The sequence below is a fragment of the Nocardioides sp. YIM B13467 genome, from assembly GCF_042788075.1.
GTDB lineage: Bacteria > Actinomycetota > Actinomycetes > Propionibacteriales > Nocardioidaceae > Nocardioides.
Genome location: NZ_JBHZPJ010000046.1, coordinates 81544 through 101150, shown reverse-complemented (window position 1 = coordinate 101150; position 19607 = coordinate 81544). Strand labels below are relative to the sequence as shown.

17 protein-coding genes and 1 riboswitch are annotated in these 19607 nt (G+C 70.0%); of the genes, 8 read left to right on the top strand and 9 right to left on the bottom strand.

Features of this window, described 5'->3' with window-relative positions:
• Positions 1-32 precede the first annotated feature (32 nt).
• The 3 genes from ACFX43_RS07805 to ACFX43_RS07795 form a co-directional block, all read right to left on the bottom strand.
• A complete protein-coding gene (locus ACFX43_RS07805; RefSeq protein ID WP_378819083.1) occupies positions 33-1199 on the bottom strand; it encodes an FAD-binding oxidoreductase in 1167 nt (388 codons plus the stop codon).
• Positions 1200-1218: 19 nt separating this feature from the next.
• On the bottom strand, positions 1219-2469 hold the full coding sequence (locus ACFX43_RS07800) for an SRPBCC family protein (protein WP_378819081.1): 1251 nt from the start codon (positions 2467-2469) through the stop codon (positions 1219-1221).
• A gap of 94 nt (positions 2470-2563) precedes the next feature.
• The gene (locus ACFX43_RS07795) at positions 2564-4384 is read right to left on the bottom strand and encodes an AAA family ATPase (protein ID WP_378819078.1); all 1821 of its coding nucleotides are present in this window, start codon (positions 4382-4384) and stop codon (positions 2564-2566) included.
• 134 nt (positions 4385-4518) lie between these two features.
• On the opposite strand from ACFX43_RS07795, the gene ACFX43_RS07790 reads away from it, so the two are divergent.
• The 8 genes from ACFX43_RS07790 to ribH all read left to right on the top strand — a co-directional run bounded on the left by ACFX43_RS07790 (position 4519) and on the right by ribH (position 12985).
• On the top strand, positions 4519-5619 hold the full coding sequence (locus ACFX43_RS07790; protein WP_378819076.1) for a class I SAM-dependent methyltransferase: 1101 nt from the start codon (positions 4519-4521) through the stop codon (positions 5617-5619).
• Between the two features lie 73 nt (positions 5620-5692).
• Positions 5693-7822: an alpha/beta fold hydrolase gene (locus ACFX43_RS07785; protein ID WP_378819074.1), complete on the top strand. Its 2130-nt coding sequence runs from the start codon at positions 5693-5695 to the stop codon at positions 7820-7822.
• A gap of 41 nt (positions 7823-7863) precedes the next feature.
• Complete coding sequence (locus tag ACFX43_RS07780) at positions 7864-8589, top strand: HAD family hydrolase (protein ID WP_378819071.1); 726 nt, start codon at positions 7864-7866, stop codon at positions 8587-8589.
• 28 nt (positions 8590-8617) lie between these two features.
• Positions 8618-9286 (top strand): ribulose-phosphate 3-epimerase, encoded by a 669-nt coding sequence (gene rpe / locus ACFX43_RS07775; protein WP_378819068.1) that lies wholly within the window; start codon positions 8618-8620, stop codon positions 9284-9286.
• Between the two features lie 50 nt (positions 9287-9336).
• A riboswitch (FMN riboswitch) is annotated at positions 9337-9483 on the top strand.
• Between the two features lie 100 nt (positions 9484-9583).
• A complete protein-coding gene (ribD, locus tag ACFX43_RS07770; protein ID WP_378840787.1) occupies positions 9584-10657 on the top strand; it encodes a bifunctional diaminohydroxyphosphoribosylaminopyrimidine deaminase/5-amino-6-(5-phosphoribosylamino)uracil reductase RibD in 1074 nt (357 codons plus the stop codon).
• Positions 10657-11253, top strand: a complete 597-nt coding sequence (locus ACFX43_RS07765; RefSeq protein ID WP_378819065.1) for a riboflavin synthase — start codon at positions 10657-10659, stop codon at positions 11251-11253. The genes ribD and ACFX43_RS07765 overlap by 1 nt, the downstream gene beginning before the upstream one ends.
• A complete protein-coding gene (locus tag ACFX43_RS07760) occupies positions 11250-12503 on the top strand; it encodes a bifunctional 3,4-dihydroxy-2-butanone-4-phosphate synthase/GTP cyclohydrolase II (protein WP_378819063.1) in 1254 nt (417 codons plus the stop codon). Before ACFX43_RS07765 ends, ACFX43_RS07760 begins: the two co-directional genes overlap by 4 nt.
• Positions 12503-12985, top strand: a complete 483-nt coding sequence (gene ribH / locus ACFX43_RS07755; protein ID WP_378819060.1) for a 6,7-dimethyl-8-ribityllumazine synthase — start codon at positions 12503-12505, stop codon at positions 12983-12985. The genes ACFX43_RS07760 and ribH overlap by 1 nt, the downstream gene beginning before the upstream one ends.
• 11 nt (positions 12986-12996) lie before the next feature.
• Here the strand turns inward: ribH and ACFX43_RS07750 are convergent, their stop codons facing one another.
• The 6 genes from ACFX43_RS07750 to ACFX43_RS07725 all read right to left on the bottom strand — a co-directional run bounded on the left by ACFX43_RS07750 (position 12997) and on the right by ACFX43_RS07725 (position 19511).
• Positions 12997-13605 (bottom strand): class I SAM-dependent methyltransferase, encoded by a 609-nt coding sequence (locus ACFX43_RS07750; RefSeq protein ID WP_378819058.1) that lies wholly within the window; start codon positions 13603-13605, stop codon positions 12997-12999.
• A gap of 195 nt (positions 13606-13800) precedes the next feature.
• On the bottom strand, positions 13801-15174 hold the full coding sequence (locus ACFX43_RS07745; protein ID WP_378819055.1) for a Y-family DNA polymerase: 1374 nt from the start codon (positions 15172-15174) through the stop codon (positions 13801-13803).
• Positions 15171-15860, bottom strand: coding sequence for a hypothetical protein (locus ACFX43_RS07740; RefSeq protein ID WP_355018133.1), 690 nt, complete (start codon positions 15858-15860; stop codon positions 15171-15173). The genes ACFX43_RS07745 and ACFX43_RS07740 overlap by 4 nt, the downstream gene beginning before the upstream one ends.
• 137 nt (positions 15861-15997) lie before the next feature.
• Positions 15998-17761, bottom strand: coding sequence for a serine hydrolase domain-containing protein (locus tag ACFX43_RS07735; RefSeq protein WP_378819052.1), 1764 nt, complete (start codon positions 17759-17761; stop codon positions 15998-16000).
• Complete coding sequence (locus tag ACFX43_RS07730) at positions 17758-19002, bottom strand: MFS transporter (protein WP_378819050.1); 1245 nt, start codon at positions 19000-19002, stop codon at positions 17758-17760. The genes ACFX43_RS07735 and ACFX43_RS07730 overlap by 4 nt, the downstream gene beginning before the upstream one ends.
• Positions 18999-19511 carry an ArsR/SmtB family transcription factor gene (locus ACFX43_RS07725; RefSeq protein WP_378819047.1) on the bottom strand — a complete coding sequence of 171 codons (513 nt, stop codon included), beginning with the start codon at positions 19509-19511 and terminating at the stop codon, positions 18999-19001. Before ACFX43_RS07725 ends, ACFX43_RS07730 begins: the two co-directional genes overlap by 4 nt.
• Between the last annotated feature and the right edge of the window lie 96 nt (positions 19512-19607).

The window sequence follows — 19607 nt, the reverse complement described above, 5'->3', positions numbered from 1 at the left end:
CCTCAGCAGGACCAATTGCTTCGGGCTCCGCTTCAGCAGTCCAGCTGGATGTCACCCAGCGGCTTGGAGCAGCAGATCAGCACCTTCTGGTTGGCGATCTCCTTGGGCCGGATGCCGCCGTTGTGCTGCATGTCGACCTCACCGGAGAGCATCGAGACCTTGCAGGTCCCGCACATGCCCTGACCGCAGGCCGCCATCGGCCGCATGCCTGCCGCCACCGCCGCCTCCAGGATGGTCTCCTCCGGGCCACAGGTGATCATCCGGCCGCTGCGTGCGAACTCGACCGAGAACCCGGTGCCGGCCTCCTCCTCGGAGTCCTGCTCGACGGGCGGTGCGGCCGTCGGAGCAGGGACCGCGGGAGCGCCGAAGTCGAAGCTCTCCTCGTGATACTTCTCCATGTCGTAGTCGAGCTCTTCGAGCAGCGACTTCGCCGCCGCCATGTAGCCCGCCGGACCGCAGATGAACGTCTCACGCTCGTTGAGGTCAGGGGCCAGGATCTCGAGGACAGGCTTGGAGATGCGTCCCTGCAGCCCCATCCAGCGCTCGGTGGGGGCATCGCCCTCGCAGATCTCCACCACCCGCAGGTTGGGCATCAGGCGTGCCATCGCCTCGAGCTCGCCGCGGTAGATGATGTCGGCCGGCGTACGCGCACTGTGCACGAAGAGGATGTCCGCCTCGGAGCCGAGGTCGTACAGCGTCCTCGTCATCGACAGCACGGGGGTGATGCCGCTGCCGGCCGAGAGGAAGAGGTACTTCGGCGCGTCCTCCTCCGGCAGTACGAACGCACCTGCCGGAGCGTGCATCGAGATCCATGCCCCGGGCTCGAGGTTGTCGTGGAGCCAGTTCGAGACCACCCCGTCGGGGACCCGCTTGACCGTGATGGCCAGCCGGTCGGGCCTGGTCGGCGGCGAGGCGATCGTGTAGCAACGGGTCATCAGCTCGCCGTCGATCTCGACCCGGATGGTGATGAACTGGCCCGCCTCGAAGTCGAAGGGACGTCGCTCGGGGGTCGTGAAGACGAAGGTCTTCACGTCATGGGTGACCGCCAGGACCTGGCTGCACACCAGGTCCATCACGTCGCTCTCGGCCCAGCAGGGCTCCAGCATCCGCCGACTGCGCACGGGCGCCGGGCGGCCGTTCTGCAGACCGAACGAGTTGGGCTCCGACACCTTGGGGATGTCGGTCTCCATGATGGTCATGTTTCCTCCCGAACTCCGGCTAGGCACTGGCTTGGATGCGTTGGACGTACCAAGTGACGAAGGCATCGACTTCGCCCTCGACCACGGAGTACGGACCAGGTACGTAGCCCGGGTCCGCCACTCCTCGCTGCGTGCCCTCGACCAGGACGCGGTCCTGGTCGTTGGTGGCACGCCAGACGGAGGTGAGCGACTCGACCGAGTAGTCGACCCCTTCGACAGCCTCCGGGTTCACCAACCAGGTCGTCCGGACCAGCGTCCGGTCGACCGCCAGCGGGATCACCGAGAAGACGACAGCGTGGTCACCGAGGAAGTGGAACCACGAGTTGGGCTGCATGTGCAGCGACAGGTCTCCGAACCTGGGGTCCTCGATGGAGCCCATCAGCTTCGCGCAGAGCTGCTGCCCGTCAGGACCGAACGAGGCCCCTGCGCCGTCGAGCGGCAGGTGCGAGAGCTGGAACGCCGTCGCACGACCCTCGAGCTCGCAGCGCTCCTCGTGCGGGAAGCCGATCGCATCGCGGGCCTTCTCCAGCTCCGCCTGCGCCTCCTGATAGCGCTCGAAGACCGACTGCATGCGCGGTGGCACGTCCGCGGCTTCGTAGCGGCTGATCGGGAAGTACGCCGTCACCAGCTCCGGGTGGGAGGCGTCGCAGTGGTGGCACTCCCGGTTGTTCTCCATCACCAGCTTCCAGTTGCCCTCCTCGACGATGTCGGTCTGGTGGGCGACCTTCGCCGAGGCGAGCGCGTATGGCTTCAGGTAGGGCTCGATGAACTCGCTGACCTCGTCGAAGTCGGTCGGCGGCTCGTCGGAGAGGCAGAGGAAGATCAGGCCGCCGACCGCTCGGACGTTCACCGGCTTGAGCCCGAACTTGTCGTACTCGAAGGTGTCCGCCTGCGACTCGGCGAAGATGAGGCTGCCGTCGACCCGGTAGGTCCACTGGTGGTAGGGACACACGATGTTGCCGATCGAGCCGCATGCGGACTCGAGCAGTCGTGATCCACGGTGCCGGCACACGTTCCTGAAGGCGCGAACGTTCTCGTCGTCGTCTCGAACGACGATCACGGAGTGGGCACCGACATCGATGGTGACGTAGTCACCGGGGTCCGGGATCTCCGCCTCGGCGACAGCGAAGATCCAGTGCTGACCGAAGATCACGTCGAGATCCTGCTCGTAGATCTCCGAGCTGGTGTAGAAGGGCGCCTCCAGGCTGTAGCCGGATGCTCGCCTGTCCGCCAGGGACGCCAGCTCCACCGGCGTCGTTTCGATGCTCATACGCGTCACGTTGATGTCTCCCACGCTCAAACCGGGCAGATTCCGGGTTCAGATACGGCGGTCCGCCAGACGGCGGGTGTTTCACTCTGCACAACTACTGCGTAGCGTGAAACNCGGACGTCGCTTGTTCCCGTGCGACGTGGAACAGCACGTTGGGCAGCAGGCCGACGCCCATGCGGGACCGGACGTCGTCGACGATCCGGCGGAGGTCGGCACCGGTCTCTGCGTCGCGGAGGAACAACGGTGTCGTCAGCAGCCACGGCAGCGCCTCGGGGTGCTCGGCCGGTTCGGCGTGTGCGGCCAGCAGCGGGACCGACACCTTGATCTCCTCCAACCCGCCGTCGCCGCTGAGCACCTTCGCCATCCCCGCCGCGGCGAGCCCGATGGCGCGGGCGCGGGGCGACTCGGCGGCCGCGACCGCGTCCAGCAGCGTCCTGGCGAGGCGCGTCGACACCGCCGCATCGGCCAGGTAGAAGGCCGCATGCAGCGCCTCGGCAAGGAGGAGCACGGTGTCGTCGGATGTGGGCGCGTCGGGTGCCGCGCGCTCGAGGATGCGGACGGCGTCGGCGACCGACCCGCTCCGCGCCGCGATCTGCGCCCGGATCCGGAGCGTGCGCGAGCGGGTGCCGTCTGGGACGTGCCGGGCTTCGATCTCGTCGAGGAGAGCGACCGCTCGGTCGTGGAGCCCTCCGGTCCAGGCTGCCTCGGCAGCCTCGCAGAGCAGGAGGTGCCACCGGTCGGTGTCCGTGCTCAGCCGCGCCGCGCGCTCGTAGGCGGTGCTGGCGACGGTGTACGCCGTGCGGGCGCCCGCGCTGTCGGCGGCGGCTTCGAGCAAGCGCGACACCTCCGGGTCGGGGCCCCAGGTCGCCTCCGCCAGGTGCCACGCCCGACGCTCCGCGTCGTCCGGCAGCAGGTCGGCCACGACGAGATGGACGGCCCGACGAAGTGCCTCGTCGGCCTCCGCGTACACGGCCGCGCGGACGAGCGGGTGTCGTACGTCGATGCGGCTGCTTGTCACGACGACCAGTCCGGCCCGTTCGGCGGCACCGAGGCCGGAGACGTCGAGACCGAGCCGCTTGCAGACCTCGCCCGTGTTGTGGAGGTCGCCGTTGGTGACCACAGCAGCGAGCAGGGCGGTCCGGGATCCCGGGTCGAGCTCCGCCAGCCGCCGGGAGAACGCGGCCGCGAGGGTGGCGGGCAGCGCCGGCGGGAGCCCCGGGGCCCGGTCGTCGAGGAGCTCGACGTTGCGACCGAGCTCGAGGAGGGCGAGAGGGTTGCCGCCGGTCGCTGCGAACAGCCGGGCCGCCTGATCCTCGGTCGGCGGGGCGATCTCCAGTGCGCGCACGAGGTCACCGGACGCTGCCGCGTCGAGACCGGACAGCTCGAGAACATCGAGGCCGTCGACGAGTCCGTCGCACACTCCGGATCGGCCGGCGAGCAGGACGACGGCCGGGTCCGCGTCGATCCGGCGGGCGGCGAAGGCAAGGGCCTCCGCCGACGGTCGGTCGAGCCACTGCAGGTCGTCGACGACGACGGCGATCGGCGCCTGCTCGGCGTACCGGCACAACAGCGCGAGGGTGGCCGCGCCGATGGCGAACCGGTCGCCGGCGGTCGCCGTCTCGAGAGCGAGTGCGCTGCTCAGTGCGGCTTTCTGCGGATCGGGCAGCGCGTCGAGGAGGTGGAGCGCCGGACGGAGCAGCAGGTGGAGTCCGGCGAACGCAAGGTCCTGTTCCGCCTCTGTGCCGGTTGCTCGCAGGACGTGGACACCTTCCAGGCGCTCGAGCGCGTCGTCGAGCAGTGCTGTCTTGCCGACGCCCGGCTCGCCGGTGATCGCGAGGGAGCCACCTCGGCCGATCCTCGCTCCGGCGAACAGTTGCTCCACGATCTGCTGCTCGACCTCTCGTCCGATGAGCACATGATGAGTCTAGATCCGGCGTCGGCGCCGGCTCCGTGGTTGAAACAGCGCCCTACCTGGTCCTCGGTACCCGGGGCAGGACTAGGTGGGGCACCTGACGCGGGCCCATGCCGAGCGTTCCTAGCGTTCCCGCCATGACTACTACTGATGACGCCATGACCGCGGGCACGAACGAGGTCGAGATCGACATGGACAAGCTGATGGACTTCGTCTTCCGCGCGGTGGGCGAGGTCGGTGCGACCCTGAACGCCGCTCTGGTGGTGATGGGCGACAAGCTCGGCTACTACCGCGACCTCGCGGCCAACGGGCCGAGTACGCCGGCAGAGCTCGCCGGACGGACCGCCACCGGCGAGCCGTACGCCCGCGAGTGGCTCGCCGCTCAGGCCGCCGGCTCGTACGTGACCTACGACCCCGCGACCGGCCGGTTCACGCTGCCGCAGGAGCACGCGGTGGCGTTGACTGTCGAAGACAGTCCGGCCTTCCTGCCCGGCATGTTCCAGATCGCTCTCGGCACCGTCCACGACACCTCGCACATCCTCGAGGCCGCGCGCAACGGCGGCGGCTACGGATGGCACGAGCACGATTCCGACGTCCACCTCGGCTGCGAGCGGTTCTTCCGGCCGAGCTACAACGCCCACCTGATCGCCGAGTGGCTTCCCGCCCTCGACGGCGTCGTGGAGAAGCTCGAGCGCGGTGCGACGGTCGCCGACGTGGGCTGCGGCCACGGCGCCTCGACGATCCTGATGGCGCAGGCCTTCCCCGGCTCCCGCTTCGTCGGGTGGGACTACCACGACGCGTCGATCGCGACCGCGCGTGAGCGCGCAGCGGTGGCGGGCGTCGCGGACCGGGTGACGTTCGAGGTCGCCTCCGCGTCAGCTTTCGGCGGTGGCGACTACGACCTGGTCACGATGTTCGACTGCCTGCACGACATGGGCGACCCGGTCGGCGCGGCGCGGCACGTTCGGGAGTCCCTCGCCGAGGACGGCACCTGGATGGTCGTCGAGCCCGTCGCCGGCGATCACGTCGAGGACAACCTGCACGCAGTCGGTCGCGCCTACTACGGCTTCTCCACGCTGCTCTGCACGCCGAGCTCTCTCGCCCAGGACGTCGGGCTCGCGCTGGGGACCCAGGCCGGCCCGGCCCGGATCCGCGACGTCACGATCGCGGCTGGGTTCACCCGGTTCGAGGGCGTGTCCGAGACGCCGTTCAACCGTGTCTACGAGGTCCGGCCGTGAGCGAGAGGCTCCCACGGTGCGTTCTCCGGCCGAAGCCCGGCGCGACCAGGCCCGACCGGGTCACACTGGGGCCATGAGGGCACGCGAGCCCGACGCTGACGGCTACGTGGAGACGGATGGCGTCAAGGTCCACTACGAGGTCTACGGCACAGCGACCGCCGGCCCGGGCGACCGCACCATCATGCTGATGCCGACCTGGACGATCATCCACTCGCGGTTCTGGAAGGCGCAGATCGGCTACCTGGCGCGGCACTTCCGGGTCGTGACCTTCGACGGGCGTGGCAACGGCCGGTCCGACCGGCCGGAAGGCGCCGCGGCGTACACGAACGAGGCCTACGCCGCGGACGCCCTCGCCGTCCTCGACGCCACCGGCACCGACCGAGCGGTCGTCGTGGGGCTGTCGTGCGGGGTCACGTGGAGCATTCACCTGGCCGCGGACCACCCGGACCGGGTGGCCGGACTGGTCGCGATCGGGGCGGCCTGCGGGTTCCCGATCGTCCAGGAGCGGGACGCCTTCGTCTGGGACGCCCGCCTCGACACCACCGACGGATGGGCGAAGTACAACCGCAACTACTGGCTCGATGACGGCTACGACGACTTCCTCGAGTTCTTCTTCGCCAAGATGTTCCCCGAGCCGCACTCGACCAAGCAGATCGAGGACTGCATCGCCTGGGCGCACGAGACGACGCCCCAGGTCGTCGCCGACTCCACCGCAGCACGGCTCGGGTGCGACGGGGTGACGTGCGCCTCCGTCGAGGAGATCTGCGGCCGCGTACGGTGCCCGGTCCTCGCGATCCACGGGACCGACGACCAGATCCGACCGGTCGCGATCAGTGAGCGCCTCGTCGAGCTCACCGGAGGGTCGCTGGTGCTGCTCGAGGGCAGCGGGCACGGCCCGGTGGGCCGCGACCCCGTCAAGATCAATCACTTGATCAAGGACTTCGCGGACGCGGTCCACTCCTCGCCGCCGGTGAACCGCACCTGGGTCCGCGCGTCCCACCGGCCGAAGAAGGTCCTCTACCTCTCCTCGCCGATCGGGCTGGGTCACGCGCGCCGCGACCTCGCGATCGCGCGGGCGCTCCGGGAGCGTCACGAGAACGTCCAGGTCGACTGGCTCGCCCAGCACCCGGTGACCCGGGTCCTCGAGGCGGCCGGCGAGCGGGTCCACCCGGCCAGCAGGTGGCTCGCGAACGAGTCGCGCCACATCGAGGAGGAGTCGGGCGAGCACGACCTGCACGTCTTCGAGGCGATGCGGCGCATGGACGAGGTCCTCGTCAACAACTTCATGGTCTTCGATGACCTCGTCCGCGACGAGCACTACGACCTCGTCGTCGGCGACGAGGCGTGGGACGTCGACCATTTCCTGCACGAGAACCCAGAGCTCAAGCGCTTCGGCTACGCGTGGCTGACCGACTTCGTCGGCTTCCTCCCGATGCCCGGCGACGACGAGCGGGCACGGTTCGTCACTGCCGATCACAACGCCGAGATGCTCGAACACATCGAGCGCAGTCCGCGCCTTCGTGACCGGGCGATCTTCGTCGGAAACCCCGAGGACGTCGTGCCCGGGCGCTTCGGCGACGATCTGCCCGAGATCTCGGCCTGGACGCGGCAGCACTACGACTTCAGCGGCTACGTCACCGGCATCGATCCCGGCTCGATCGCCGACAAGGCGCGGCTACGGCAGGAGCTCGGCTGGCGACCGGACGAGCGGATCTGCGTGGTCACCGTCGGTGGGTCCGGAGTCGGCAGCCACCTGCTCCGCCGGGTGGAAGGCGCCTTCGACGCCGCCCGCGCAGCTGTACCGGACCTTCGGATGATCGTCGTGACGGGCCCGCGGCTGGACACCGGCGTCGTCCGAGCGCGCCCCGGTTTCGAGGTGCTCGGCTTCGTCCCCGACCTCTACCGCCTCCTCGGCGCCTGCGACCTTGCCGTGGTGCAGGGCGGGCTGACCACGACGATGGAGCTGACCGCTGCCGGCACGCCGTTCATCTACGTGCCGCTGCGCCACCACTTCGAGCAGAACATCCACGTCCGACACCGGCTCGAGCAGTACGGTGCGGGCCGCTGTCTCGAATACCACGACCTCACTCCGGACGCGCTCGCGCGGGCGATCGCCGACGAGATCGGTCGCGAGCGCCGCAGCAGACCGGTCGAGACAGACGGCGCCGATCGCGCCGCCGGGCTGATCGCCGACCTGCTCTGACCGCCGTCCGCCGCTGACCCTCCTCCGCTGGGCAGGCCCTAATGTTGGTCCCGCACTCGCGACCCGATCTCGTCCCACCGGAGGCTCCGCTGAACACCAACCAGGCACCTGGCAGCCCGTCCAGGCACTTCCCGGCCGCGATCCTGATGGACATGGACGGCACCCTGGTCGACACCGAGCCCTACTGGATCGCTGCGGAGTACGCCATCGCCGAGCGTTTCGGGGCGACCTGGTCCGAGGAGCAGGCGATGGAGCTGGTCGGCAACGCGCTGATCGAGTCGGCGCGGCTGGTCAAGGAGGGCATGGGCCTTCCCCACGAGCCCGAGGAGATCGTCGAGATGCTCCTCGACGGCGTCGTCGAGCAGGTCGAGCGTGAGGTGCCGTGGCGACCGGGAGCGCGTGAGCTGCTCACCGACCTGTTCGAGCAGGGCGTGCCGTGCGCGCTGGTGACGATGTCGTACGCCCGGTTCGTCGGCCCCATCCTCCAGCAGCTTCCCGAGGGCACCTTCAAGGTGATCGTCACCGGCGACATGGTCCGCAACGGCAAGCCCCATCCCGAGCCCTACCTGACCGCGGCCGCGGCCCTCGGTGTCGCGGCCGCGGACACCATCGCGGTGGAGGACTCCAACACCGGAGCGCGCTCCGCCGAGGCTGCCGGCTGCACGGTCCTGGTCGTCGAGAACCACGTCCCCGTCGCCCCCGGCGAGCGCCGGGTCTTCCGCGACACGCTCGAGGGATTGACGTACGCCGACCTGGCTGCTCTCTGACCCCTCGGGGTCATCTAGGGTGCCTTCCGTGGGCCACATCCAGATCACTCCGTCCATCCTGAACGCCGACTTCGCAGCCCTCGGGGCGGAAGTTGCCCGGATCCCCAGCGCCGACTGGGTCCATGTCGACGTGATGGACAACCACTTCGTGCCCAACCTGACCTTCGGTCCGGCGATGGTCGAGGCGCTGGCGCGGTCCACGGACACGCCGCTCGATGCCCACCTGATGATCGAGAACGCCGACCGCGAAGCCCCGGCGTACGTCGAGGCCGGCTGTGGCTCGGTGACGTTCCACGTCGAGGCCACCAAGGCCCCGGTCCGGTTGGCCCGCGAGATCCGCGCCAAGGGCGCGCGCGCCTCGATGGCGCTCAAGCCGGCCACGCCGATCGAGCCCTACGAGGACATGCTGGCCGAGCTCGACATGGTCCTCCTGATGACCGTCGAGCCCGGCTTCGGCGGGCAGAAGTTCCTCGACCTGGTGCTGCCCAAGATCCGCCGGGCGAGGGCGATGATGGACAAGGCCGGCGTCGAGACCTGGCTGCAGGTCGACGGCGGCGTCTCGCTGGAGACCATCGAGCGCTGCGCCGAGGCCGGCGCCGACGTCTTCGTCGCCGGCTCAGCCGTCTACTCGGCCGCCGACCCGGATGCGATGGTCAACGCGCTGCGCGACAAGGCCGTCTCAGCAGTCGACGCCTGATCAGGTGTCGTGCCACGCGTGTGGCACACTGGTTGAAGACGAGCTTGTGCTCGCGTGCTCTGGGGTCGGTGAAATTCCGAGCCGGCGGTGACTGGATCCAGGTCCAGAAGTCCGCGACCCGATGACAGCCAGTCATCGGTTGACCAAGTGAGAATCTTGGACCGACGGTTAAAGTCCGGATGGGAAGACGCACGCAGCCCGATTCGTCGTGACCGCCCAGAGCAACAGGGCGCGGCGCGATGTCTCGGCCTGACCCCGGAGTCCGTGAGACGGACCAGAGGGGATCAGATGAAGTGCTTGGACCAGCGTGACCCGGAGCCGGGAGCGATGCGTCGCGCCCTGGAGCTGGCCGCTGCGATCGGCGCCCCGGGACCTGCCATCTATCCGAACCCGCGGGTGGGCTGCGTACTCCTGGGGCCTGACGGGTCGATGATCGCCGAGGGCTACCACCGCGGGCCCGGCACGCCTCACGCCGAGGTCGATGCGCTGGCCGGCGCCGGGCAGGCCGCTCGGGGAGCGACCGCAGTCGTGACCCTCGAGCCGTGCAACCACACCGGCCGCACCGGCCCCTGCTCGCAGGCGCTGATCGAGGCCGGCGTCGCCCGTGTCGTCTACGCCCAGTCCGACCCCAACCCGGTCGCCGCCGGTGGCGCCGCCACACTGAAGCAGGCGGGCATCGAGGTCGAGCAGGGCCTGTACGCAGCGGAGTCCCGTGAGCTCAACCGGGTCTGGACCCGGGCGGCCGAGCTGCAGCGCCCCTACGTCACCTGGAAGTTCGCCACCACGCTCGACGGGCGCAGCGCCGCCGCCGACGGCACCTCGCGCTGGGTCTCCTCGCGCGCCGCGCGGCTCGACACCCACAAGCTGCGGGCGCTGAGCGACACGATGCTGGTCGGGACCAACACGGTCGCGGTGGACGACCCCGCGCTGACGGTCCGTGACCTGGAGGACCGGCCGGTCGGCGTACAGCCTCTCCGGGTCGTCATGGGGGAGCGCGACCTTCCCGAGGACCGCCGGATCTTCGACGCGCAGGCGCCGTCCCTCCACCTCCGCACGCGCGACCCGCACGAGGCCCTGGCCGCCCTGTGGGAGCGCGAGCGCCGCCATGTCTTTCTCGAGGGCGGGCCGACGCTGGCCGCGGCCTTCCTGGAGGCGGGCCTCGTCGACGAGATCGTCGTCTACGTCGCCCCGTTCCTGCTCGGCGCCGGTCGCTCGGCCGTCGCCGACCTCGGGATCACCACCATCTCCGACGCCTTCCGGCCGCGGGTGCGCTCTGTCGACGTGCTCTCTCCGGCCGCACCGGGCGAGGAGCCGAACGTTCGGTTCATTCTGGAACCAGCCCAAGAAAACCAATACAGAGGGGAGCAGTGATGTTCACCGGGATTGTTGAGGAGCTCGGCACCGTCGCCGGGATCGAGGACCAGGGCGACGCCGTACGCCTGACCATCTCCGCCGCTACCGTGCTGTCGGACGCCGAGCTGGGAGCCTCCATCGCGGTCAACGGCTGCTGCCTGACCGTCGCCACGCTCGGGGAGAACGAGTGGACCGCCGACGTGATGCTGGAGACGCTCAAGCGCACCAGCCTGCACGCGCGCTCGGTCGGCGACCAGGTCAACCTGGAGCGCGCGGTCACCCCGAGCACCCGGCTCGGTGGCCACATCGTCCAGGGTCACGTCGACGGAGTCGGGCGCGTCGTCTCCCGTGAGCCCAGCGAACACTGGGAGGTGGTCACGATCTCCCTGGAGCCCGAGCTGGCGCGCTATGTCGTCGAGAAGGGCTCGATCGCGGTCGACGGGATCAGCCTCACTGTCGTCTCCGTGACCGATGACACCTTCACGGTGAGCCTCATCCCCGAGACCCTGGCGCGTACGTCGCTGGGGTTCCGGGCCGTCGGCGACGAGGTCAACCTCGAGACGGACATCATCGCCAAGCACGTCGAGAAGCTTCTGGGAGGGGTTCGGCCGTGAACAACGAGAACAGCACCGAGCAGTACGTCGGGGTCCGGCTGGATCCGGTTGAGAACGCGATCGCCGACCTGGCGGCCGGCAAGCCCGTCGTGGTCGTCGACGACGAGGACCGGGAGAACGAGGGCGACCTGATCTTCTCCGCCGAGCTGGCGACGCCGGAGGTGATGGCGTTCGCGATCCGCTGGTCCTCCGGCGTGATCTGCGTGGCGCTGCCGGGGGAGCGGCTCGACGCTCTCGACCTGCCGCCGATGACTCGTGTCAACGAGGACCGCAAGCAGACCGCGTATGCGGTCTCGGTGGACGCTCGCGAGGGCGTCTCGACCGGCATCTCGGCGGCCGACCGGGCGCTCACGACCCGGCTGCTCGCCGGCCCGTCGTCGGTGGCAGGTGACCTGACCCGGCCCGGCCACGTCTTCCCGCTGCGGGCACGCGACGGGGGAGTGCTGGTGCGGGTCGGTCACACCGAGGCCGCGGTCGACCTGACCCGGCTGGCCGGTCTGGAGCCCGCCGGTGCGCTGGTCGAGCTCGTCAACGACGACGGCACCATGCAGCGCGCCCCCCAGCTGCGGGAGTTCGCCGACGAGCACGGTCTCGCGATGATCTCGATCGCCGACCTGGTCACCTACCGGCGGCGTACCGAGGTGCTGGTCGAGCGGCGCGCGGTGACGCGGCTGCCAACCGAGTTCGGTGACTTCACCGCGTACGGCTATCGCACCATCGACGACGGGGTCGAGCACGTCGCGCTGGTCTACGGTGACATCGCCGGATGCGACCCGGTCCTCGCGCGAGTGCACTCGGAGTGCCTGACAGGGGATGTCTTCGGGTCGCGGCGCTGCGACTGCGGGCCGCAGCTGCGGGAAGCCCTCTCGCGGATCGCGGCGGAGGGCTGCGGTGTGGTGGTCTACCTGCGCGGACACGAGGGCCGCGGGATCGGGCTGCTCGCCAAGCTGCAGGCCTACCAGCTCCAGGACGGAGGTCGCGACACCGTCGACGCCAACCTCGATCTCGGCCTCCCGGCCGACGCGCGACACTACGGCGCCGCCTCGCAGATCCTGCGCGACCTCAAGGTCGACTCGGTGCGCCTGATGACCAACAACCCCGAGAAGGTGAGTCACCTGGAGGCGTACGGTGTCGAGGTCGCCGAGCGGGTTCCGCTCACCCCGCGACCCAACGAGCACAACCTCGCCTACCTGCTGACCAAGCGTGACCGGATGGGTCACGCTCTGCCCGATCTGCACGAGGAGAACTGATGAGTGGCAAGGGAGCCCCCGCCCCCGAGGTCGTCGACGCGAGCGACCTGCGGGTCGCCGTCGTGGCCGCGCGCTGGCACGACGAGGTGATGGCCGGCCTGTTGAACGGCGCCGAGCGAGCACTCAAGGACGCCGCTGTCGGTGGCCTGACGGTCGTCCGGGTCCCGGGCGCCTTCGAGCTCCCGGTCGCCGCGGCCGCGCTCGCAAAGTCGGGCTACGACGCCATCGTCGCGCTGGGCGTGGTCATCCGCGGTGGCACCCCGCACTTCGACTACGTCTGCTCGGCCGCCACCGACGGGCTGAACCGGATCGCGATCGACCACCTCATCCCCGTCGGTTTCGGTCTGCTGACCTGCGACAACGAGGAGCAGGCGCTCGACAGGGCCGGGCTCGAGGGGTCCAGCGAGGACAAGGGCTACGAGGCCGCCGCGGCAGCCATGGAGACCGCGCTCACCCTGCGGGACTGCGTACGCCACTACTGACGGATGACGGCTCAACCGGTGCGCGTCGCGACCAGGTCACCCTGGCGGCGGCGCGCACCCGGGTCCTGCCGGGCTGACGCCTGCTCGACGACGAACCCGTGCGGTGCCAGCAGGTCTCCCAGTGCCTCGGCGGACCAGTAGTAGGCCGTATGCACTGCATGGTCGAACGCCTCGCCGGGCTCGCCGTCGAAGAACCCGATCAGCACCGACCCGCCGGGCGTGAGCACGCGGGCGAACCCGTCGAGGATCGCGGGGAGGTCAGCGGGTGGGGTGTGGATGATCGAGTACCACGCCAGGATTCCGCCGACCGACCTGTCCTGCAGCGGGAGCGCGGCGAGGTCCGCTCGCTGGAAGCTGACGTCCGGGTACCGCGCTCGTGCTGCGGCGACGAACTCGGCTGAGGCATCTAGGCCAACCACGTCGCGTACGCCGCCTGTGGTGAGCTCCTGGCTCCAGAGGCCGGGGCCGCAGCCGGCATCGAGGAGAGGGCCGGTCGTGGAGTCTCGCCAGGTGGTGATCGTCTCGCGGTCGCGCTCGGCGAGCTTGTCGATCGTTCCGAACAGGTCGATGTACTCGGCTGCGCGGCCGTCGTAGGCCGCGCCGATCTCGGTCATGGTCATCGGTGACAGAGGTTAACGGTTTCGCTTTTCGCTCGTGAGGACTTCCAGCGTGGGTGGGGCCAATACGGTGTCTGGGTTGGGAGATTTAGAAGCAGGGTGCCTGGGTGGGGTGCCATTTACCTGTCTTGCGGGCTTCCAGCAGCGGTCTGGCTTGGGTTTGGGATACCTGTCCCTGATTGGGTTTCCGAGAATTTTTCATGGCCTTGGTTTGCTTTGATGTGATAGGCTCGGCACAGGCGTAAACGTGAAGGCCGACCACCTCGAAAGAGGCGTGCCTCTTCTGCCCGGGACACAACGGGTGCGGGGTAATCCAGGGGAACCAGGGGCGTGAACGCTGAGCTGCGAGGGTAAGTAATAGCCCGTACTCCGGGCCTCCGAGACCAGCGAACCAACCGGGATTCTGCACAANTCGCCCCAGGGGACGTACGCCTGCCGGTCGCGTGGGGTCCGGCCGCCTTGGAGCACCGGGGCGACGACGGCCTCGTGGCCGAGCAGGCCCTGCACCCGGGCGATGCCGCGATCGACGCGCTCGTTCGTGCCACCCCAGAGACCGTCGGCGTGGACCGCCTCGGAGACGGCGACCTCGGGGACGAAGCGGACCCCGGTCACCGCCCCGCCCGCAACGACCCCGGCCAGCTGCCAGTGCAGCCGGTCGATGAGATCGACGGAGGAGAACCACCGCGGATGCGCCCAGGTGCGTACCGAGTCCGGGACGTCCTCCATGGCGACCTCGATCCGCACCTCGGTGCAGACCTCTTGGCGCGTCGCGAGGCCCTTGACGAACCCCTCTGCCGCCTGCCGGGCCGAGAAGCAGACCGCCTCCGCGGAGTCGAGCGGCGGCTCGAAGGCCACCTCGGTGGTGAGCTCGGGCGGTGGCGTACGCCCCGTCACCGGCCGCGCTCCCTCGCCGTGGATCACCCGGCGGACCCAGGCGGCCTGCGCGCCGAAGCGCGCCTTGACGTCGGCGCCGGGCAGGTCGGCGAGGCCGCCGAGCGTGGTCAGGCCGAGCCGCTGCAGCAGGCTGACCGCGTTCGCGTCCTCGAGCACATGGACCGGCAGGGCGCGCAGGAACGCGGTGGAGCCGCCATCTGCCGGGACGGCGTACGTCTCCTGCAGCCCGGCGCTCCGCGCGGCCTGCTCGGCGGTGAAGAGCTCATCGGCGATGCCGATCCGTACGTCCCAGATCCCGAGCCCGACCACGCACTCGGCGATCGCCGCGCCGGCCTCGGCCTCGCCGCCGTAGAAGCGTGCGGGCGAGCGCAGCGCGACCAGCCCGGGACGCAGCGGCATGACGCCGGGACGCAGCTCCTCCAGGCGCACCAGCACCTCCTCGAAGACCCGCGCGTCACGGGCTTCGTCGGCGGCGAGCACCTGGATCTCCGGGCAGCGCGACTGCGCGTCGCGGCGCCGCATCCCGCGCTTGATCCCGAACTCCCGCGCCGCCTGGTTGTAGGCCTGGACCCGGTTCTGCGCGAAGACCGCGGCGGGCAGATGCCGCGGCAGCCCCTGCTCGCCCAGCGCCGCGGCCACTGGCCAGTCGGCGCACCAGACCACCAGCGTGCGACTCATGCCGACTCCTGTTTCCGCAGGTCAGCAAGGTCAGCGACAGGTTCGAGGACGCGCCGCAGACCGCCGTCCTCGGCCGGGAACCAGAGCGCCGTACGCCGCGGCGGAGCCGTCCCGCGCACCGCCTCGACCACCATCCTTCTCGCCCGAAGATGGCCGTCGCCGTTGCCCAGCCCGACCCAGCGCGGCTCGGTCGCCCGCAGACGTACGTCTGCTCTCGGCCACTCCCCCAGCGCGACCAGCGCGGCGCCGCGGGTGCGCAGCCGGGCACCGATCTTCTCCGCGACGCCCGGGGTCACCCGACCGGTCGGCCGAACCAGCACCAGCGTGACCACGTCGACCAGCGCCGCGGTCGCCTCCAGCCAGGAGTCCTTGGGCCGTGGCACCAGGATGGTCCGCTCCAGGTCGACCCCGGCCTCGGCCGCCGCCTCGACGCCGAAGTCCTCCACCCCGACGACGGCGGTCCACTCCCCCGCCGCCGACGGCCCCGCGAGCAGCAGCATGGCCAGCGACAGCGAGTCGGCCGCGTACGTCCCTCCGGCCCGGAGCTGCACCACCCCACCGAGCGCCTCGTGCGTCGCCAGCTCCGCGCCGATGCCCGGCTTCTGCTCCAGCCGTCGCACCTTCGACCGGAGCTGCTCGATCTGAGCCAGCTTCTGGTGTCGCTCAATCCCCGCTACCACTCCCACTCAATGAGTATCGAACATTTGTTCGAACGGAGCAACCCCGCCGAGGCGTCGCTCCCGCCGGCCGAGACGTCACTTACGTCGGCCGAGTTGGCAGCGGAATGCCATCTCGGCCGACGTAGGTGACGCCTCGGCAGGGGTCAGCCGCGGAGGGCGGAGGCGAGGTAGGTGAGGCGGGGGTAGTCGGAGGTGGGGAGGGCGGTGACGGTGGTCGTCTTGGTCACCGCGATCTTCCAGTAGGTCGTGCCGGCGACGACCAGGAAGTCGGCCTTCGACGAACCATCCCCCGACAAGGGCGTCGTGATCAGCTCGGGCTCGCCGAAGGCCCGGAGGGCGGCGATGACCGGGGAGTTCTCCTCGAGGGCGGCACGGGCAGCGGCGACGAGGCCACCGTGGGCGTCGGGGACGGCGTTGACGCGCAGGGTCTGAATGCGCGGCTCGGCCTCCGGCGAGAGCATGACCTCGATGTCGTAGCGGCCCTTCTCGGCCGGCACCACGGCCAGCGCGACACCCATCGCGCGGGAGAAGTAGCCGTAGGGCGCGCCGCCGAGCGGCAGCCCGACCTTCGCGCGCGCCTGGGTGATCTGGACGCGCCGCCCGGCGTCGGGGGCGTCGAGCTCGACGTTGTCGGCGAACAGCGACGGCAGCGCGAAGACCTCAGCACCCGCAGGATCGAAGGTACGCAGCCGCTCGACCGCGGCCTCCAGCGCCGAGTCGAGCCGCGGCCGCAAGCCCTTGACCACCGTCGAGAACCGGTGCGGGCCACCCCCGGCGAGCTCGTCGGACACCAGCGAGCGCAGCGCGGTCATCGCGGTCGGGTAGCCCCCTGCGTACGTGCTGTTGGACAGCGTGATCACGCCCAGGCCGGTCTCGGGGTGCCAGACCATCCGCGAGCCGTAGCCGGGGTAGCCGCCGGAGTGGTGGACGAACTTCCCGAGCCGGCTGTCGTGGTCGACCATCAGGCCGTAGCCATAGCCCGCCGCGACCGCTCCGACACCCGCCTCGGGACCGTCGAACCCCAGCGAGGCCGACACCGAGCCGAACCGGTGCAGCTGCTGCATCTCCCGCCGCGACGCCTTCGACAGAGGATGCCCGTCGGCGGCGGCGGAGAAGGCTCCCAGGAAACCGCCGACCCAGCGCGCCAGGTCGGCGACCGAGGAGTGCAGACCACCCATCGCCGCGAACGACCCGGACGGCACCGGCGGGATCGCGGCCCACGTCGGCGGGCCCTCGAGCCGGTCGCCGGCCCACGCCGGATGCAGCGGCGGCACATGACCCGGCACTCGGTTCGGCACCGCGTCGGGCGAGTAGGCCGAGGACGTCATCCCCAGCGGCGCCAGCAGCTCGTGCTCGACGAAGTCCCGGTTCGCACCCTCGGGAGACGAACCACCGACCACGTTCTCGATCGCGCGCCCGAGCAGCGCATAGCCGAGGTTGGAGTATTCGAACCCGACCCCCGGCTCCCGCCCGGTCGAGAAGCCTCCGTCGAGGAACGTCCCGAAGTCGTCGTAGGACAGCGACTCCTGCCGGTCGCCCCACGGGTCGTCGGTCGGCAGACCGGCCGACATCGAGAGCAGCAGCCGCAGCGTCACGGCCGGGGAGTCGGCGGAGTAGGGCGCCTGGTCGACGAGCTCGGGCACGTACTGCGCGATCGCCTCGTCCAGGTCGACCAGCCCGCGGTCGCGCAGCAGCAGCACCGCGGCCGCCGTGAACGACTTCGACATCGACGCGATCCGGAAGACGCTCTCGGCCGTCGGCGCCGGACCACCCTCGGTCGTCGCCCCGAACGCGCCGGAGTGGAGCAGCTCGGAGCCGCGTACGACCCCATAGGCCAGCCCCGGAGTCAGGTTCTCCTCGAAGCGCTGCTGGAAGAGCTCGTCGACGACGGAGGTGTTCAGGCTCATACGGGCGTTCCTTCGGTGGCAGGTTGCTCGACGCGTTGCAGCCTAGCCACGGAAGGCACCCCAACCGTGGCAAGACAGATCAAGACACAGAGAACACCGCTCGCCAGGAACACCGGTCGTGTCCCGAAAGACTCCCCCAGCGGCCCGTACATCAGCTGTCCGATCGGCATCGCGATGTAGGACCCGAGCATGTCGTACGACCACGCCCGCGACTGCATCTCCTCGGGCACGTTCTCCATCATCGCGAGGTTCCAGCCGAGCCCGAAGATCTCTATCCCGGCGCCGGCGACAGCCATCGCGATGACGAAAGGCACGGTCTCCGGCCACAGACCGAGCGCGATGAACGGCAGCCCCATCAGCGTGACGCCGAGCATCCCGGCCCGCAGCGGGTACCGGAGGGTCAGCCGCATCAGCACGAACGTCATGACCAGAATCCCGATCGCCTGGGCCGAGTTGCCCAACCCCCAGCCGTGGACCCCCAGCGAAGAGGATTTGGCGTACGCCGGCCCCAGCACCTGCATCCCGCCGGACCACATCGTGTTGATCGCCATGAAGGCGAGCACGACGACCCACAGCCAGGTGGTGGAACGGACGTACGTCCATCCCTCGACCAGGTCTGCGATGGCCGACGTCTTCGGGCCCGTCTTGTCGCGACGCGGGATCCGGACCGGCAGCAGGAAGATCGCGGCGAGGAGCCAGGTCAGCGCGTCGATCGCCAGCGCCCAGCCGGCACCGACCCCGACGACCAGGACGGCCGCGGCCGACGGCCCGAGGATCGTCAGCGCGCCTCGCGACATCGACAGCAGCAGGTTGGCCGGCTGCAGGTCCTTCTTCGCGACCAGCTGCGGGACCATGCCCTGCATCGCCGGGTACGCCATCGCCGACATGGTGCCGTTGACCGCTTCGAGGACGATCAGCATCCAGATCTCGGCGCTGCCGGTGATGATCAGCCCGGCGGCCACGGCCTGGGTGAGCGCCGAGGACAGGTTCGAGATCTGCAGGACCAGCCGCCGCGGGAACCGGTCGGCGATCACGCCTCCGACCAGCAGGAAGATGACCATCGGGATGGTGTGTGCCGCCACGACGGCACCCAGCGCCGACGCCGAGTCGGTGACCTCCAGCACCGCGAAGGCCAGCGCGATGTGCGACATCGAGGTGCCGGCCATGTTCACGAACCGCGACGCGAAGAACCACCCGAAGTCGCGATCCTTCAGGACGAAGAGGCTCTCCTTGATGCTCACTGGTCCTCACCCATCACGAAGGCGGAGGCTGTCAGGTTCACGTGGATCGTGCCCTCCGTACGCGGCGGACGTGCGTTGTCGTGGAGCAGACCGCTGGCCTCCCGGACGAGGTCGTGGACCCGCTGCCAGACATCGGGGTCGACCCACATCTCCGCGTCCGAGACGATGGCCGGTCCATCGGCGCGCAAGCGGCGGCGGCGTACGAGCTCCTCGGCGATCGCGCGGGTGTGGACCTCGTCGTCCTCCCTGGACGGCGGCCCCTGGGCTGCGTCGCGGCGCCAGGCGTACCGGTATCGCTTCGCGACCCCTCCTCGGATCCGCTCCTCGCCCGCGACCTCGAGCAGCCCGGCGCTATCGAGCAGCCGGAGATGGTAGGAGGCGTTGGCATGCGTCAGGTCGAGCTCGCGCGCCACCTCCGCGGCCGACAGCTCCGCGCCCGTCAGCAGTGACAGCATCCGAAGCCGCAGCGGGTGCCCGGCCGCCCGCAGTCGCGAGATCTCCTCGTCCACCAAACCTCCCAAGAGTTGTTTGGGAGTGAGTCTGGCGAGGCTGAGCAGAACCGTCAAACAGTTATCCGGGTGGCTAAACCGATAATGGCTCGTGTG